At 47.4% G+C, this 17699-nt stretch carries 12 protein-coding genes and 1 pseudogene; 12 read left to right on the forward strand and 1 reads right to left on the reverse strand.

Going from position 1 to position 17699, the window contains the following annotated elements; translation table 11 throughout:
- Positions 1 to 91: 91 nt before the first annotated feature.
- The 12 genes from KJY73_RS13655 to KJY73_RS13710 all read left to right on the forward strand — a co-directional run bounded on the left by KJY73_RS13655 (position 92) and on the right by KJY73_RS13710 (position 17292).
- The gene (locus tag KJY73_RS13655; RefSeq protein ID WP_214344267.1) at positions 92 to 3016 is read left to right on the forward strand and encodes a TonB-dependent receptor; all 2925 of its coding nucleotides are present in this window, start codon (positions 92 to 94) and stop codon (positions 3014 to 3016) included.
- Between the two features lie 133 nt (positions 3017 to 3149).
- Positions 3150 to 4043, forward strand: a complete 894-nt coding sequence (locus tag KJY73_RS13660; protein WP_214344268.1) for an MBL fold metallo-hydrolase — start codon at positions 3150 to 3152, stop codon at positions 4041 to 4043.
- A 105-nt stretch (positions 4044 to 4148) separates the two neighbouring features.
- Entirely contained in the window at positions 4149 to 4862 is a 714-nt protein-coding gene (locus tag KJY73_RS13665) for a LytR/AlgR family response regulator transcription factor (RefSeq protein WP_214344269.1), read from the forward strand.
- A 22-nt stretch (positions 4863 to 4884) separates the two neighbouring features.
- Complete coding sequence (locus KJY73_RS13670; protein ID WP_214344270.1) at positions 4885 to 5970, forward strand: sensor histidine kinase; 1086 nt, start codon at positions 4885 to 4887, stop codon at positions 5968 to 5970.
- A complete protein-coding gene (locus tag KJY73_RS13675) occupies positions 5946 to 6770 on the forward strand; it encodes a LytR/AlgR family response regulator transcription factor (protein ID WP_214344271.1) in 825 nt (274 codons plus the stop codon). The genes KJY73_RS13670 and KJY73_RS13675 overlap by 25 nt, the downstream gene beginning before the upstream one ends.
- A 323-nt stretch (positions 6771 to 7093) precedes the next feature.
- The gene (locus KJY73_RS13680; protein WP_214344272.1) at positions 7094 to 8170 is read left to right on the forward strand and encodes a WD40/YVTN/BNR-like repeat-containing protein; all 1077 of its coding nucleotides are present in this window, start codon (positions 7094 to 7096) and stop codon (positions 8168 to 8170) included.
- 103 nt (positions 8171 to 8273) lie between these two features.
- A complete protein-coding gene (locus tag KJY73_RS13685; RefSeq protein ID WP_214344273.1) occupies positions 8274 to 10334 on the forward strand; it encodes a TonB-dependent receptor in 2061 nt (686 codons plus the stop codon).
- A gap of 64 nt (positions 10335 to 10398) precedes the next feature.
- Positions 10399 to 11451 carry a PepSY-associated TM helix domain-containing protein gene (locus KJY73_RS13690; RefSeq protein WP_214344274.1) on the forward strand — a complete coding sequence of 351 codons (1053 nt, stop codon included), beginning with the start codon at positions 10399 to 10401 and terminating at the stop codon, positions 11449 to 11451.
- Between the two features lie 472 nt (positions 11452 to 11923).
- A complete protein-coding gene (locus KJY73_RS13695) occupies positions 11924 to 14362 on the forward strand; it encodes a S9 family peptidase (protein ID WP_214344275.1) in 2439 nt (812 codons plus the stop codon).
- A 644-nt stretch (positions 14363 to 15006) separates the two neighbouring features.
- Positions 15007 to 16104 (forward strand): putative phage abortive infection protein, encoded by a 1098-nt coding sequence (locus KJY73_RS13700; protein WP_214344276.1) that lies wholly within the window; start codon positions 15007 to 15009, stop codon positions 16102 to 16104.
- A 15-nt stretch (positions 16105 to 16119) separates the two neighbouring features.
- The gene (locus KJY73_RS13705) at positions 16120 to 16728 is read left to right on the forward strand and encodes a hypothetical protein (protein ID WP_214344277.1); all 609 of its coding nucleotides are present in this window, start codon (positions 16120 to 16122) and stop codon (positions 16726 to 16728) included.
- A 15-nt stretch (positions 16729 to 16743) separates the two neighbouring features.
- Positions 16744 to 17292 (forward strand): hypothetical protein, encoded by a 549-nt coding sequence (locus KJY73_RS13710; RefSeq protein WP_214344278.1) that lies wholly within the window; start codon positions 16744 to 16746, stop codon positions 17290 to 17292.
- Here the strand turns inward: KJY73_RS13710 and KJY73_RS21785 are convergent.
- Positions 17276 to 17467: pseudogene (locus KJY73_RS21785) on the reverse strand (hypothetical protein); the annotation flags it as partial. The gene KJY73_RS13710 and the pseudogene KJY73_RS21785 sit on opposite strands and share 17 nt — an antisense overlap.
- Positions 17468 to 17699: the final 232 nt, after the last annotated feature.

The raw sequence follows: 17699 nt of genomic DNA on the forward strand, positions 1-17699 counted from the left end.
AGTCACATCTCGCCTACGGAGGATTTTATCCACTGCTAGTGTCTCGCTAATCGGCCTTATCTGGCCGGGATAACAATAATGGAGACGCGAGATGAAAAAGACATTCAACAGGCACTTGGCTGCACTTGCTATTGCAACTGCGTTTGGCGTATCAACATCGGCACTAGCTGCGGGGAGTTCCACCGGCAGTATTACAGGCTCTGTATCCGGTTTACACTCTGGCAAGGTTTCGGTCCTGGTCAGAAATCCAGCAACGGGGTTTGAACGCAATATTGAACTGGATAGTGATGGTTCTTTCCGCTTTCCACAACTGGCCATTGGTGATTATGAAATATCTGTGTTGCAGGCGGGAGCTGTGTTGGATACCCGCGCTATTCGTGTGACGGTCGGGAGTACTGCTGATGCACGTTTTGAGCTGGCTAGAAATGATATGGAAGTCATATCCGTGGTTGCTGCACGTGTGTCGGCCGTGGATATGAATACATCGGATTCCGGTTTGACTATTGGTGAAGCCGAGTTTGACCGCCTGCCGGTTGGCCGAACCGTTACAGCCATTACCTTACTTGCTCCCGGCACCGTGCAGGGTGAAGATCGTTTTGGCAATTTGGCATCATTCTCAGGTTCTTCGGTTGCTGAGAACGTTTGTTACATCAATGGAATGAATGTAACTGACCCTGAAAAAGGGTTGGGCTGTGGCACAGTGCCATTTGAATTCTACAAAGAATTTCAGGTAAAAACCGGTGGCTACTCTGCCCAGTATGGACGTTCAACCGGTGGGGTTATAAATGCTGTGACCAAGTCTGGCACTAATGAATTTGAGTTTGGTGCTACCGCTTATTACACCCCTGATTACCTTGGTGACGGCCGGGTGGTGAAGAACATCAACGGTACGGTTTATAAGGACACTACTTCAAATGAATTTACAGAGTTGAATGTGACTGTGTCCGCTGGTGGCCCTATTATAGAAGACCATCTGTTTTTTTATGCCATATACAACCCCCGTAAATCTGAGCGCAACTACGCCTATCCGTCACGAGTGGGCGGTCTCAGAACCCAAGCTGATACTTTCTTCCATGACGATGAGCGTTCTGATGCGTTCTGGGGATTGAAACTGGATTGGGAAATCAATGACAGAAACCGCTTATCTTATTTCGGTTTTTCTGACGACAGTACCAATGAACGAACTCGCACTGCGTATGACACCCAAACGCACGCAAAGGATCCTTCTGCCTCTCCAAGTCTGGTTGAACGTAAAGAAGGGGGCGACACTCACACTTTGACATTTAACAGCGACATTACCGATGATTTCTCTCTGTCGGTATTGGCTGGGCGGTTTAAAACTGACCTAAGTATTATTCCCTCGGACGCTGATTGTCCGTCCGTGGCAGACAACCGACCAGTCCCCAGCGTTGTGGGGTGTGGCTCTGGCTCCCCTGTTGACAATAATGAATTACAAAGAGATGCCTTGCGTATCGATTTTGAGTGGGCATTGGACAATCACCTGATTCGTTTTGGTTATGATAAGGAAACCATTGAGGCTGAGCATACAACAGTGCCGGCAGGTGGGGCATCTTATACTTATGGTCAGGTTGGAGTGGGTGCCATTATTCAAGGTACTGACTACACAAACAATACAGGTGCCCCCCTTGATTATGTATCCAAGCGAGTATTTACCGGAGGTGGCAAATTTAAAACTGAGAATTATGCCTATTACATAGAAGACGTATGGAGTGTTACCGACCAGCTAAACCTGACGCTGGGGATTCGTAGTGATGTGGCCACCAACTACGGTAAGACGGGGGTTGCGTTTGTGAAACTGGACAACCAAATTGCCCCGCGTCTTGGTCTGACTTATGACCCTACAGGGGATGGTTCGTCAAAAATCTTCGCTAATTATGGCGAGTACTTCTTCCCAGTGCCAATTAATACCAATTATCGTACGGCTTCAGGTATTGCTGATATGACGGAATACCTTACCTTTACTGGAATTAACGGAGCTGACGGCACGCCATCCGGCACGACCCTGTTGGATACTAATATTAATGGCACAGGTTCAATACCTGATCCTGGTTTGTCCGCTGCACCCGAGTATTCAGCCCAATCCTTGCAAGAGTACATCATTGGCTATCAGACCGAATTTAACGATGAGTATTCAGGAACGGTTAGGGCTACTTACCGCACAACCAACAATATGGGTGATGACTACTGTGGTGAGGAAATAGATCCAACCAACCAAGGCTCTATTTGTACTTTATTCAACCCAGGCAAAGGGCACACCTTTGCACAGGATGTTGATGGTGATGGCAAGATTGATCCTGGTAGCCAGAAGTACTACAGCGCTGAGGAACTTGGTATTCCAGAAGGCAAGCGGGATTACAGTTCAGTGCAGTTTGAGCTGGTGCATCGCTCTGAAAACCTGATGTGGACGGCCCAATATGTTTGGTCTCACAGTTATGGCAACAATGAGGGCGGAGTGAACTCTGACAACCTGCAAACTGATACCGGCGTCAGTTCGTTCCTGGACTTTAAAGCTAGTGCCATTGGTGCAAATGGTAACTTGCCTAATGATCGTCGCCATGCCTTTAAGTTTTATGGTTCCTACAGTATTAATGACGACCTATCAGTAGGTTGGAATGCTTCATTGATTGATGGGCGTCCACTGAGTATTCGTGGTCGCAGCTTCCCGACCGATCTGGGTTATCTGCAACCGCCATACGGTGATACCTATTATGTGTTTAACTCCGCTACACAGCAGTATGTGTTTAACTCGCGGGGCAGCAACGGCAGAAGTCCTTGGGTGTTCAGTTTGGACGCTTCAATGACCTACAAGTTCAGCATTGGGGAAACCGATGGCAGGATCTCTTTGGATGTGTTTAACCTGCTCGATACCTCTCAGACTTTGGCGATCAATGAATTGGCTGAAACACAATCAGGCACACCTAACCCTTACTATGGACTGCCTATGACGATGCAGACCCCAAGGCAACTGCGATTGGGGCTTAACTTGGCTTTCTAAGCTCGGCAGACAGCGGTGAACGTAAGTTTACCGCTGTATTTTATCCAAATTATCAAAATATCTAATGGCTTCGACTCGGTCTTTAAGTGACTAACTATCCGCTAAGGTGGCTGAGTGATTGCAGGGGGCTTTGATGCGAATGTTAATACTCTGTTGTTGCCTGCTTGTAGATTCTGCATTGGCTGATATTCAGGTTAAACGTTTTTCGACAATGGAAGCCGACTGGTCGGCAAATGCATACTGGCTTGCCAGTGAAGGGCAGATTTTATTAGTAGACAGCCTGCTAAGACGCTCGGATGCGTCAAATTTTGCTGCCGTTATTCAAGCTCAGCACAAAGAGGTTGTTGGGTTGTTGTTGACTCATCCGCACCCTGATCACTATATGGGCATAATGGCCATGAAGGCTGTGTTGGGCGCGTTTCCGGTTTATGCCTCCCAGGTAACCGCGGAAAATATAGATAGGGATTTCGAACAGTTTAAACGCCGGGGGGCCCGGCAGTTTGGTAAGGATGTTTGGCTGACAAAACCACCTCAGGTACAGGAGCTCTTACCCAGTAAGGGACAAGTACGAATAGGCGATTTCAACTTGGAGGTTGAAGACTTCAATGGCGGCGAGTCGGTTAACGCTAGCGTTTTCTATCATGCAGCTAGCCGCAGTTTATTCGTGGGCGACCTGCTGATGGCGCATCACCATTATTACGTAGGTGATGGCGATCTACCCCGAATACTTGTCCAGTTTGAGAGGTTGCAGGCGAACTATGCTGGCAAGGTGGATACCTTGTACGGTGGGCATGGTGATAGTGGGGGTTTTCAATTAATTGAAAGTCAACGGAATTACCTGTTGGATCTTAGTCAGTTGGTTGATGAACGCCTAATCAATGCAGATGTCAGCCAGCGTCAGGCAAACTCTCAACATATCATCCAGTTCATGCTAACGAAGTATGCGCATCTTGGCGACTATGGCTATCCGCCCGGTACTATTCTGAAGTGGAACCTACAGGCAATTCGCAAACATCATCTTAATTAAATTCTGGGTTTCACCTTTTGTCGCCGTATTCCAACGTGCTGAGGTCGTATGTACGGAAGCAGCGCTCTTATATTGAAGATCCAGCGAAAACTTCCTGGAGGTAACATGTACGATTGTGTGATTGTAGATGATGAAGTGTTGGCAAGAGAGCGGGTTGCGCACCTGCTTAATGAGCGTCCGGGATGGCATGTTGTTGCTGAGGCACGAGAGTTCACAGAGGCTAGAGAGGTACTCTTACAGACAAAGCCATCTGTATGCTTTATGGACATCGAAATTATTGGCGGCAGTGGTTTTCAGCTTGCCAATGAACTGTGTAGCTATCTTGATACCCGCTGGGTTTTTACTACTGCCTATGGCAAATATGCTGTGAAAGCTTTCGAAATTAATGCTTTTGATTATCTGCTAAAACCGTTTTCTGCTGAGCGAGTAGATAAGGTATTAGATAAACTGGAAGCGCAGCTTGATAACCGGGCCAAACCACTGGAAGTGTTGTCCATCCGCTCTCTTGGTAATGTACAGTTTGTGCGCACCACTGACATTCTATGGATTCGTGGTGCGGGTAATTACATGGAACTCCATTGCCACGATAAAACTTATTTGTACCGGGAATCGATGACGGGAATGGAGGCTTGTTTAGATCCTTGCCAGTTTATTCGGGTACACCGCTCAGCGATGATCAATCGTCACTTTCTAAAGGCAATTACCAGTTCCATGGGACGCTACAATAGTCTTGAGATGGTCAATGGTGATGAAGTACGTATTGGTCAGGGGTATCGACATGTGTTGTTTCAGCGGCTGGGGCTAAATTTACATGAGTGATCTGTCGCCCCCTAGCACTGTGATGAAACCATCTTTTTGGTTATTGCAGATAAGTGGTTGGCTGTTCTACTACCTGCTGATGCTCGCCGACAACATGCTGTTCATTGGAAACTATAACCCCCTTGGTAGTCAGATGTTCTATATTCTGATGCCAGTTACTTTCCTTGGTTTTGCCCTGACACTGCCTGTTCGTTACTTGTACCAGCGGTGTTGGAGTTTGCCTTTCTTTTCGCAGGCCGTAGTGATTTTTATTATAAGTGCGCTGCTTGCGTTGTTGTGGATTGTGCCAAAGAACTTGCTGTTTTATTGGGTTGACGGGGAAGACATCTTCCACCTTAGCGCCAATCCCAAGTTTCATTGGAAATATCTGTTTATGATGGTCAGCAACTCCTTCTTTATCATGATGGTATGGAGTAGCTTGTATTTCGGCATTAACTATCATTATCGTCTTGTGCAGGCGCAAGAGCAGCAACTGCGCTCAGCCCGACTTAGCCACCTGGCGCAGATTCGCATGCTCCGCTACCAGATTAACCCCCATTTTTTATTCAATACCCTCAATGCGTTATCAACTTTGGTGATGAAGGGGGATAAGCCGCGTAGTGGCAAAATGATTGAGCAACTAGCGACCTTCCTGCGTTTTTCCCTGGACAGCGAACCGGAAAAGAAAATACGTCTGTATGACGAAATTAAAGCGCTGATGATGTATCTGGAAATTGAGAAGGTCAGGTTTTCTGACCGCCTTGATGTCGAGGTCTCTGTCACCCCGGAGGCGCGAATGGCTATGGTGCCAAGCATGCTGCTGCAACCACTGGTAGAGAATTGTATTAAACATGCCATTGCCAAAATGTCGGAAGGTGGAGTGATCAAGGTACAGGCTTGGCTTGAAAACAAGATGTTACATTTGCAAGTTGCGGATAATGGCCCTTTGACGGATGTTAATCAGGTGAACCTCAGCGGTGTTGGCCTGCAAAACATCATTGAGCGACTAGAGGTGCTATATGGTCAGCACCAAAAGCTCAGAATGGATGTGCAAGGCTCTCACGGTCTGAGGGTGACTCTTGTTATTCCATTTGAAGAAGAACCATGGACAGAATTACCGTTGTCATAGCTGATGATGAGTTGTTGGCTCGGGAAGGTTTGGCGATGTGTTTGCAAGAGATTGATACGGTTGAACTGGTTGCCAGTTGTCGTAACGGTCTTGAGGCACTTGATGCCATCTCAGAACATAACCCGGATCTGGTACTGCTGGATATTGAGATGCCCTATGTGAGTGGGGTTGAATTAGTGAATGCGCTCAAAGCACGGCTGCAAACGCACACTGAGGTTATCTATGTGACCGCGCTGAACCAGTTTGCGGTGGATGCCTATCAGCAGGGAATAAAGGATTACATTCTCAAACCTATTAGCGTTGAGCGTGTGCGTAAAAGCATTGAGGGGTTTATTCACCGCCGTGCCATGAGAGAAGCAGGGCAGTCACTAGCGCAGTTTGATCAACTGGTCCGTCAGCGCACCGGTAAGACATTTGCGGGCATGCTCGAGCAGTTACAGCAAGATACAGATCGTAGTCTTGCCACGCTGAATCCCTACCTTTCCTTAAAGAACGGCAGTCAATGGCTGCGGGTTAAAGTTGATGAGATTAATTGGATAGAAGCGGCTGGCGATTACATTTGTGTGCATACCGATAATGCCGCACACATCGCCCGTCACACTCTTAGTGGTATTGAAGCTAACTTGGATCATCAGCGCTTTTGCCGGGTTAGCCGTTCGGCGATTATCAATCTTGAACAACTCACGCGTCTGACCCCCAATTCTAACGGGGAGTACCACGCTATGCTGCGCTGTGGAGAAGAGGTTAAAGTGAGCCGCAATTATAAAGGGCGACTTAAAGAGCTACGTGAGGAAAATTAAGTCGCCGAATGTACTAAATTCCGAGTCCCTGTAGCATGCTCATCGCCTCTAAAATGATGGGAATAGCAAACATCGTCGTTAATGGGTACATAGTGTCTCTCCTTAATTGAAACTTGTCGTTTCAGCCGTCTAGCCGCTGCGGCTGTCCTTCTACTCAAAACCATGTAACTTACGATTCACTATATTAGGTTAGATAACGCTTTTGACAAGCATAATGCTATCCGAAGTTGAAAGTGCAGGGTACATTACAATTATTCACAAATTGTGCCGTGATAACAAAAGGTTGCAGGGATTAAGCTAAACATAATAAAGGGAGAAATCGAATGAATTATGCCACTCTTCGCCGTTCTGGATTGTTTATTGTTTGTTGCGCACTGCTGTCGGCCTGTGGTTCGGGCGGCGGTACTCTTGAGGAACCCAAGCCAAACCCTCCGCCAACCGTTTCTCAGCCTGCTTTTGCGCAAGTCAGCTTACAAGGCAAAATTATCAACCAATTGATGGCCACCGAATCTAGTGTATATGCCGCAACTGATGCGGGTGTTTACTTACTTGAGGATGGCCAGTGGCAGCTTCGCAGCCAGGCCGATTGGCATGTCTTGAGCATGGTGCGCTACGGCGAGCGGCACTTGCTTATTAGCGCCATGCAGAAAGATAAAAGCCTGTTGGCTGAAAGTAAGGATGATGGTCTGAGTTGGGAGGTATTGACTCACAACTACAGTGATATGAGCGGGGAGCCTGCTTTTAAGCTTGCACTGCACCAAGGCAAGCTATATGGCGTCGGTTATGACGTGCTGGCGGTATCGGAAGACAGAGGCCGTAACTGGAGTCTGTTAGCCGGAGGCTGGAACGGTTTTGCCCGTGGCATGTCGGCGCTAACGGTGCATCCCAGCAAGCCTGATGTTTGGTATGGTGGCCAGGGCGCCATCGAGAATATCGTTCTGCGAAAATTGGATACCGAGACGCTGGCCGAAGAAAGTTATCCGGATATTGTCGACCTGCTGCCGGCCCCCAGTGTGGTGAAGTCAATTGTTATGCATCCCTCTAATCCTGAACGCGTGTTTGTAACAGGTGAAGGGGGCTTGATCCAAAGCAGCGACTATGGGCAGAGCTGGCAGGCCTTGCGTACCAATGACAACTATCGCTTTTACTTTGGCTTGCTGCTGGACAGTCAAAATCCGGATGTGATGTACACCGCCGGCTGGAGTAAAGATTACGACAATCCGCAAAGTCTTATTCTTGAGATAAGCCGGGATGCTGGCAAAACCTGGCAGAACTATCAGCATCCGGATAGCAGTTTGTTTGGCGGTGTTTACAGTATGGCCAGTCGTCGAGAGCAGGGTAAGGAAGTGTTGTATCTTGGTCTGTTTAAAGGTGGTGTGATGAAAGTGGTGTTGGAATAACATCAAATAAGGGCCGCTGGAACGGAAAAGAGGCGGCCCTGACCATTGACCCTGTCAGAACTGGTGATAAAATGCGAATCCTTCTCATTAATGGTTTCTTTCCATGTCTGGCAAATTTCTTGTTCCACTTCTCGCCGTCACCACAGTTGTACACGCAGCGGATGATATTGAACGTGTATCGGTAACGGCAACCCGTGGTGCTTACCCTGTTAGCACCGTGCCAGCGGCCATTAGTCTGATTAGTCAGGAAGAGATTCAGGCTCAGCTCGCGCATACCCAGGATTTATCGCAAATATTGGGTAACTTGTTACCCGGCTTTTCACCCAGCCGTCAGAAATTAACCGCCGCCGGTGAAACTCTGCGTGGCCGTGAACCTTTGTATATGATTGACGGTGTTCCTCAATCAAACCCTCTGCGCAATGGCTCCCGGGATGGTAAAACCATTGATCCGACCATGATTGAGCGTATCGAAGTGATTCGCGGGGCCAATGCTATTCAGGGCATGGGCGCCAGTGGCGGTATCATTAATATTGTGACTAAATCAGCGGGTGAAAAGCCCCATCAGCTCAGTGCCGGTTTCTCAACACCGAGTGGCAGTGACAGTCAAAGCTACAAGGCCAGCTATCTGTTTAGCCATGCCGGAGAGTCAACCGAGCTTGTGGCTGGTGTGTCTTTAACCAGCACAGGTATGTATCGTGATGGCGATGGTGAGCTTATTGGTGTGGATGGTACGCAGGGAGACACCCAAGATTCCAAAAGCCAGGATCTGTTCGTTAAAGTCCGCCAGCAGATGACCGAAGAGCAAAGCCTGCAGTTGATGGTGAACCATTTCGATATTCAGGGAAATGGCGATTATCTATCCGTGGCGGGTGATCCTGCTCTGGGGCTGCCGACCTCTGCGATTAAAGGGCAAATTGATGGCGATGCCCCGCAGAATAAAGTCACCACTGCCTCCCTCGACTACCAGCACCAGGCGGTTTTTGGCGGGCAGTTAACCTGGCAATTGTTTGTGCAGGACTTTGCGGCCTTGTACGGCGGTGGCCGTTTCGCCGCCTTCCAGGATCCTGCCTATGGTGACAATCTGTATGACCAGTCACAGAACAAGTCCGAAAAATACGGCAGTCGCCTGACTTGGTTTAAGCAGAATCTGGCCGGTACGGATCTGGATCTTGTCACCGGATTAGACTGGCTGTCGGATGAAACCTATCAGGAGCTGGCGCTGACCGGTCGTAAATGGGTGCCAGCGGCCAAATTTAATAACCTGGCACCTTTCGTTCAACTTCGTTATGACGGTATCGATGACTGGGTATTTAATATTGGTGCCCGCTACGAATACGGCAAGCTCAAAGTAGACGACTTCACCACCTTAGCCAGCTACAACAGCACCTTTGTGGAAGGCGGCGAGCCGAGTTTCAACGAGCTGCTGCAAAATCTGGGCGTGGTGTATCAGTTAACCCCTGAGCTGCGTTTGTTCGCCAGCTACAGTGAAGGCTTCAGCATGCCGGATGTGGGTAGGGTGCTGCGCGGTATCAATAAGCCGGGCATGTCGGTCACGTCCTTCCTGAGTTTACAGCCTGTGGTATCTGACAACCGAGAAATTGGCCTGGAATACAGCAACAACTGGCTGAATTTACAAAGCAGTTATTTTCAGTCCGACTCAGATTTAGGCTCACGTTTGCAGCCGGATGCCGATGGTATTTTCTCCGTTAAGCGGGAAAAAACTGAAATTTCCGGCTTTGAACTGCAGGCGCAGGTTTACCTGAATAGCCACAGCCTGATTGGCGCCAGTTATGCCCGCACTCAAGGTCAGTATGACAGCGATGGTGACGGTGTGGTGGAGTCGGATCTCGGAGGCGTGAATGTGGCACCCGAGCGCTTAAATCTGTACTGGCAACAAAGCTGGACGAGTGAGCTGAGTAGCCGCATTCAGATGAACCGTTTGTTTGATATGGACTTTAATGCCAGTAATGATTTTGACGGTTACCTGACGTTGGATGCCTCGCTGCGCTATCAACATGCGAAGTGGGGGAGTCTGACGCTGGGCCTGGATAACCTAACCGACAAGCAGTACATCACGTATCACTCACAGACCAATCCGGCCGCTAGCAGCCATTTTGCCGGTATGGGCAGAACACTTAGCCTGACCTGGCAGCACGCATTTTGATGGCTGTGATGGCGGCGGGATACCAAGTTAAGGGGCCGGTGTTTTCTTGGCAGGAAAACACCAGATGACCGCGCGGCAACTGCACCGTTGGTTAGGCTTAGGGCTGGGCATTTACTTGGTGCTGGTTAGCCTCAGCGGTGCTTTGCTGCTGTATAAAAATCCCTTGCTACGTTTTCAATACCCTGAGTTAAGGGAGATTGAATTGGTAGCGGATATTCGTATCTGGGGGCCGCTGGTCAATCAACTGCAAGCCGATCCCCGCTTTCGCTATATCAAATTGCCGGAGGCTGAGGCTCCCTGGCTGGAAGCGGTTACCCATAGTGATGATCGCCATTATTATGATCATCAGGCTAATCTCAGGCTGATACGACCGGCCCACAACGACCTTATCGGTTGGTTATACGATTTCCACTTACATTTGCTGGCCGGTAAGGATGGCAGGCTGGTTATGGGTTATCTGGGCCTAGGCGTATTGGTTATGTTTGTCGCAGGGCTCGTACAGTGGTGGCCGCGGCATTTTCGCCGTCAATTGTGGCGCCTGCCCAAGCCGAAAGCCGACTTACGTACAATGCGACAGTGGCATACCAGTGTCGCCAGCCTTTCTTTCCCCCTGCAATTACTGGCACTGTTGACGGCGTTGGCGCTGATTTTTTCCGCGCAAGTGCGTCCGGTTTTCAGCTGGTTAATGAATGATCCACCAGAGGGTGCTCAGTCTGTTACGGTTCAATCCCAGCCGCTGGCTGAAACAGATTGGCAAACCGCGTTAAATACGGCTGTCGAATATTGGCCAAAGATGGAGTTCCGTCTTCTGAGCTTACGTAGCGCTGCATCAGATGCAATTTCAATGCGAGCCAAGTCAATAAACGAGTGGCACCCTAACGGCCGCTCCAGGCTTATGCTGGATGCTGAGGGTAAGCAGATTGTAGCCAGCCAATTGGCCGATGACTTTGGTACCGGCCAGCGCTTTTACAATTTAATGTATCCGCTGCATATGGCAGCAGTAGGGGGAGAGGGCTATCGATTGCTGTTGCTTGCTGGCGGCCTGATACCGCTGCTGCTGTTTATCACGGGGTTGTGGTACTACTTGTTAAGAGGTCGTCGCCAGCAAGGTAATTAAATTACAAATAGTAAGGAGAGGTCAGAAAGCTACATCTCCAAACGTCTAGTCATGAAAGGGTTTAACTGATTGTATATTATGGTTTATCTATCATTTGTTGGCTTTTTGTTATCTGTGATCAAAAAGATAAAAAACAAATAACTGTAATAAAACAACAAAATGCTGAGTTTTAAGTAAACTATCAGGCTATCAATACTGAGGTTGATCTGAGAGGTTTTATGCAGCAGGTATTCGCATTTTATGCACGTATTTTCGCCCTGACACAATGTCGTCGTGTCGGGCAGCCTTTCGCCGACGCGTGTAAACCCAAGCCGGTTGAATCCCCTCAGGGCTGATTTATCGTCTTCTTCGTATAGTAAGCCTGCGGGAGTTCTTTCTTATGAATTACTCTGCTTGGCGCATTAGGTTAGCTCCGTACAATCCCCTTTGATATGCTCTTGGTCGCAATAGTGATTTGCTATCAAGGACAACAATGAAAAAAACTATCCTGGCACTGTTGGTGGCGTTCTCTGCTCCGCTGGTGGCTGCACCTCTACATAACGACAATATTCAGGCTCTGGGGCCGGTTGATGCAGGTTTGCTGCAGGATGGCCCGCATCAGGACGCCATTTATCATAATCTGCAAACCCGTTTGGCCAATGATAAGGCGAGCAAGGTTAAGCTGTTCGGTAAGGCCTACAACTGGCAGTCATTAAGCCAATTCACCCCCGACGAGAAAGCCCTGTCACTGTATAAAACGCAGTTAAGCGTTGATCGCTATACCCAGGGGGAACTGGTGGTAACGGGGCTTGAAAAGCCCAGCCTGTATCTTAACGGTGAAAAGCTGGCAAAAGGGGATAAGGGCTTTAAGCTGGCGATGACCACAGGAGAGCACAGTTTGTTTGTGCTGGCTTCTGGTTCCAAGACGGATGAAGCCTTGGCATTCGACTTTGTCGGCAAAACCGACAGCGATCAAGTCAGCCAAACCCAAGGGAATAAGCGTTTGTCGGCCAAGCAGCTTTTCGATGCGGAAGTAGTCTCTGGTTTGAGCCTGTCTGATAACGGTGACTATGCACTGGTCAGTTACAAAAGCTTTAATGATGACAAGGGTGACAGCCCCGATAGCCGCACCGAATTGGTAAAACTGGATGGTATGCAGGTTGTGCAGCGCTGGGACGGCAGCCCTTCCGGTGCGGTATTTAGTCCCGATAACCAGCACTTGTTATTTAGCAAAGACAATAAGCTGCAATTACTGAATCTGAAGAATCAGCAACAAACCACCCTAACCGCAGAACTAAAAGACGCCAGCGGCTTTACCTATGTAGGTAATGACAAGCTGGTGTTTAGCTGGAATAAAGAAGGTAAAGACGACGGTAAGCTGGTTAAGCACTTCCAGGCGCTGGAAGATCGCTGGAGCGGTTGGCGTGACAACAGTCAGTTGTACCTGTTGGATATTGCCAGCGGTATGATTCGACAGTTAACTAAAGACAGCGCCAGCAGCCATCTGTTGGATGTTGATGAAAAGCGTGGAGCCTTGCTGTTTTCCCGTTCTGTGGTGGATTACAGTCAGCCGCCGCACGGTAAAACCGCGTTGTTTGAATTGGAGCTGGCGAGTGGCACAGAGCGCAAGATTGGCGACTATCTGGCCTTTAACGATGCGAAGTATGCCAAAAATGGTCTGTATGTGATTGGTGGGCCGAACTTTGCCGGTGGTGTTGGGCTAAACGTCAGTGCTGGCTTGGTTGCCAATGATTACGACGGCCAGCTGTATCATATGGATTATCAGGGCGAGCAGATTAAAGCTTTATCCAAAGACTTTGATCCTGCCATCAGTAGCATGCAAGTACAGGATAATGATGACCTGCTGTTATCGGTATCCAAGGCTGACCGCTCACCACTGTTCTTGTTCGATGTGAGTAAAGGCAAGTATCAGGAACTGACTGAACAGCTGGATGTGGTGCGCTATTGGGCAGCAACGCCAGATGATAAAGCCGAACTCCTATATGCAGGCACAACAGCCTCTCGCCCGCAGGCCCTGTTTAAGCAGCGCGTTGGACGCAAAGCAGAAAAGCTGTGGGACTCAATGGGCAGCTACACCGATACCCGTATTCCCCAACTTGAGGAATTTAACTTTGTTAATGCCGAAGGTGTGACTATTGAGGGGCGGGTATACCTGCCGCATAACCTCGATAAGGCCGCTAAGTATCCAGCCTTGGTGTATTACTACGGTGGCACCGCGCCGGTCAGCCGCGCCTTTACCGGTCGCTACCCCTTTAACCACTGGGCAGCCAATGGATATGTGGTGTATGTGTTGCAGCCCACCGGCACATATGGCTTTGGTCAGGACTTTTCTGCCAAGCACGTTAACGCCTGGGGTGACTATACCGCTAAAGACATCATTGATGGCACTAAGGCCTTTTTGGCCGCGCATCCCTTTGTAGATGCCGATAAAGTCGGTCATCTGGGTGCATCCTACGGCGGCTTTATGACCATGTATCTGGCCACCCAGACGGATATTTTTGCCGCGTCTATATCCCACGCCGGCATCTCAAACCTGACCAGCTATTGGGGCCAGGGCTGGTGGGGCGCTATGTATTCGGGTGTGGCGTCGCGTGGCAGTTTCCCCTGGAATAATACCGATCTGTACAGCCAGCATAGCCCGGTATTCCATGCTGATAAGGTCAGCAATCCTATGTTACTTATCCACGGTGATGCGGATACCAATGTGCCGCCTGGCGAGAGTCAGAATATGTATACCGCGCTGAAGCTGTTGGGCAAGGATGTGGACCTGGTGGAATACAAAGGCGACAACCACCATATCCTGGCCCGCGAAAAGACCTTCCATTGGTGGGCAACTATGTTGGCGTATTTTGACAAACACCTCAAAGGCCAGCCGCAGTGGTGGGATAGCTTGTACCCAGCTGCAGAGTAATGGCGGTATATCCGCTTAATTTCTATTATTAAGCTGCTATTGAAAGTAAAAAATCCGGCTACCTTAGGGGGCCGGATTTTTGTTATCTAATCACATCAAACCGGCGCTGGTTGTGGTTTCACCGTTGTCACAGAGGTTAAGGTGTTTAGTCGTAAAAAGGCGCTACTAGATGGTAGATGTTTGCAAGACCTGATAACAAACGAGTTTGAGCGAAAAGCAAACCTCCAACCTAGCCTTCTGAGGTAATCATTTAGCGACAAGTACCTAACAACTCTTCACTAGGAATGGCGGTGCATTTGTACAGTGATAAGTTGCACTCGCTCGCTTTTCGAGATTAATTCTCGGTTTAGCGCAGCCAGTGTCTCGCTTTGTCCATTTTGACTGGCTATATGTCTTTGAATTGAATGATATTTATATCCAAAGGTTTGGACATACAGAGACCTATATAAATCCCAATTCTCGCTTTCACCCATGTGTGCTGGGGCTAAAAGCGCTGGCAGACTTCGCTAAGGTGTTGTTAGTATGGAAAAAATCAATGGGAACTGTGACTTCTTGGCGTTTTTCAGTTTGCGGTATAACGCGAATTCACAGTAATACACTGTTAGGGCTCATTGCAGTGAACTTGCATAATTTGGAAAATAATAATGAAGGAATGGTCCAAAGAAACATTTAATAGATTGAACCGCTATCTAGATCAAAAGTATCCCGCTTTTGAGTCTATGTTCTCCGAGGCCAACGAAGATAAAAGAAGTCTCAGCCTTAATAAGGTGTTGTTTAAAGTTCTCTCGTTTGCAGTATTGAGCGCCGGACTGTTATTGATAGTCAACTTACTTTTAATATCCTTTACTGATCGAGGAGGAGTTTTCGGCGATTTCTTAGGTGGAGTTCTAAATCCGATATTAACTTTCTTTACGTTGTTCGGACTAATAGCCACCATCGTAATTCAGCGGCAAGAGCTGCGTCTGGCCCGACACGAATACGAAAAGACTGCCGACGCTCTCAGTACGCAGGCAATCGAAACGACCTTTTTCAATATCCTTGATCTGCACCATAAAATTGTTGATAACCTGAAAGTTGACTTGGAGGAACTTAGTTATAGGAGTGAGGCAGAAAAGGCTCTTAAAGGTGTTGCCGCATCTTTTATTAACTCTCAGTTAGGTGTGAGCGCCTCTTACAATAAGCCTACAGGTAAGGTTGAAGGGAGGGCTGTATTTGAGGAAATCTTGGCTTTCTTGTCCATCGAGGCAAAAACCCCTGAGGATGCTCTTGAGCGCTATAAAAATATTCAGAAGAATCACAATCATATATTAGGCCACTATTTCAGAAATTTGTACCAAGCCCTGAAAGTTATTGATGGTTACGAAGAAAATAAATTGACGTCTGAAGAAAAGAGAAAGTATTCAAGCATACTGAGAGCGCAGCTTTCTACAAAAGAACTCGCATTGCTCTTTGTCAATTGCCTAGAAGGCGTTTCAGACTCTGGGCAGTTTAAGAATCTTCTTATTGAGTTCCAGATGTTAGAGCATTTACCAATACAGAAGCGTAAGAATGGCTATTCACTTGCAGGGTCAAAAATAGCGATAGCTAATGAAGATATGCTATTGCAGTATAAAGTGAAGAAAGATATAGGCGTTAATTTGAAGAAGTACTATGGCGGTGCCTTTGGCACCAATGGAGGCGTTCCCTATGATCTCGGCCCTAACAAATCAATGCAGCAGACCGCTAACGCGTCTGCAGATTGAGGCGTTAAGGCTCTTATGCGAAATTTTCGGAATCTTACAAAAATAGAAAATGAAGAACTTTCTAAGAAGTTTTCATTTCTTTTGAAATACAATGAAGATTGTACAGTTGAAGACTTTAGCTGGTCAGCGATAACTGTATTTGATCATTGGCTTTATGAATCCGACTCATTTAGCATCATTACTAACGCAACTGAAGATCAAAAACGTTCTTGGGATAACGCCATAAAAAGTTTTTTGGCTCAACTAGTAGAGTTAGAGAGACCATTTAAATACAAGTATATCGGTCGTAATTCAAAGCAAAAATTACAGTTTTCTCGCTTTGTAAGTGACGATGACTTCGGCCTATATGTTTCGAATCTATTTGATGAAGTATATTCACCAAATTTAGTTTTTAACTGTTTAGGTGTTGAGCTTTGGTTTGAAGATAATTGGACAATTCACTTCAAGTATAAAAAACAAGACGAGTGTCTAGGTATGCTGAAGTTAGCATCCAACTTAGGTCTATTTGTTTTACCAGCTTATTCAGCAGATCATTTAAATAATTATCAGGCACTCTCAAAATATTTGGGGGAACAGGGCCTTAACAAGTCACTGCATCGGAGCGCGAACGCGGCCGCTGAGTGAAGCGTTAGAAAGCCTATGAAGAATTTGAGTTACCTTTTAGCTTTGTTGTTTTTATTTGGGTGTGGAAAGAAAGAGCCTGATCCTGTTTGGGATTGGGGGTATTTACCTTCGTCAGAAATATCGAACACTAAACGTGAACAATGTGCTCATGAGTATTATCAGTCTTTTCCAATTTCGACAGATAATGGAGAAAGCCTTAGGATTGGACAAAGTTCTATTTCTGGCCGTTCTCATAAACACTATATTGGTTCAGGTTGTATGGTTGCTTCTGTAAGCACAAGAGTCTATTTGGATGCTGACAAACAAGCTAATAATTTTTATTCGGTTTCTGTCTTAATGCCAACTATAGATGACAGGTGCATGAGTAACTCTGACTTACCAGCATGTAAGGAAAGCTCAGTTAGCTACACCGTCTTATTTTCAAGAGATATTTCAGCTAATGAGATTGGTGACTATTTTAAAAGCAAGACTATGAATCAGATCGTAAATTATGATGAATCTACTCGTCTAGTGACATTCCTGCTCAGAGATAAAGCTCTAGAGTATGCTATTCCGACTTTCTAACAAGTAACAGTGGTCCCAAGTCAATAAATTGAGCGATATTTTCACGCCATTTCTCCTCGTTTTTTAGCATGGTATTTAATATGACAATCAGCTTCCTGAGACCGGCAATGAGAGCCACCTTGGGGAGCTTTCCTACTGCTTTTAGGCGTTGATAGTACCGCTTGGATATCGGATTGCATTAGGAGCAAGGGGGCAGGTTAGTTTAAATTTCGCTAGCTAGTGCTCGCTGGGATTAAGCATACCCGCTTCGGGCCGTTTACTAACTTTATGGTAAGCGTGACATGTTGAATGTCTCTTTCACCACAAAGGCCGTATAGACTGCAAAAAACACCTTAGATCTGTGGTGGTAGCTGTTCCGCCCTTCGTGTATTTCGTGTCCTTCGTGTTAATTTGAATTCTGTTTCCTC

The sequence above is a fragment of the Bowmanella yangjiangensis genome (assembly GCF_018531185.1).
GTDB classification, from domain to species: domain Bacteria; phylum Pseudomonadota; class Gammaproteobacteria; order Enterobacterales; family Alteromonadaceae; genus Bowmanella; species Bowmanella yangjiangensis.

Coding starts and splice junctions, on each gene's coding strand:
- KJY73_RS13695 (WP_214344275.1), top strand. CDS start 11,924: ATGAAAAAAACTATCCTGGCACTGTTGGTGGCGTTCTCTGCTCCGCTG.
- KJY73_RS13680 (WP_214344272.1), top strand. CDS start 7,094: ATGAATTATGCCACTCTTCGCCGTTCTGGATTGTTTATTGTTTGTTGC.
- KJY73_RS13670 (WP_214344270.1), top strand. CDS start 4,885: ATGAAACCATCTTTTTGGTTATTGCAGATAAGTGGTTGGCTGTTCTAC.
- KJY73_RS13705 (WP_214344277.1), top strand. CDS start 16,120: ATGCGAAATTTTCGGAATCTTACAAAAATAGAAAATGAAGAACTTTCT.
- KJY73_RS13700 (WP_214344276.1), top strand. CDS start 15,007: ATGAAGGAATGGTCCAAAGAAACATTTAATAGATTGAACCGCTATCTA.
- KJY73_RS13710 (WP_214344278.1), top strand. CDS start 16,744: ATGAAGAATTTGAGTTACCTTTTAGCTTTGTTGTTTTTATTTGGGTGT.
- KJY73_RS13690 (WP_214344274.1), top strand. CDS start 10,399: ATGACCGCGCGGCAACTGCACCGTTGGTTAGGCTTAGGGCTGGGCATT.
- KJY73_RS13655 (WP_214344267.1), top strand. CDS start 92: ATGAAAAAGACATTCAACAGGCACTTGGCTGCACTTGCTATTGCAACT.
- KJY73_RS13665 (WP_214344269.1), top strand. CDS start 4,149: ATGTACGATTGTGTGATTGTAGATGATGAAGTGTTGGCAAGAGAGCGG.
- KJY73_RS13685 (WP_214344273.1), top strand. CDS start 8,274: ATGTCTGGCAAATTTCTTGTTCCACTTCTCGCCGTCACCACAGTTGTA.
- KJY73_RS13675 (WP_214344271.1), top strand. CDS start 5,946: ATGGACAGAATTACCGTTGTCATAGCTGATGATGAGTTGTTGGCTCGG.
- KJY73_RS13660 (WP_214344268.1), top strand. CDS start 3,150: ATGCGAATGTTAATACTCTGTTGTTGCCTGCTTGTAGATTCTGCATTG.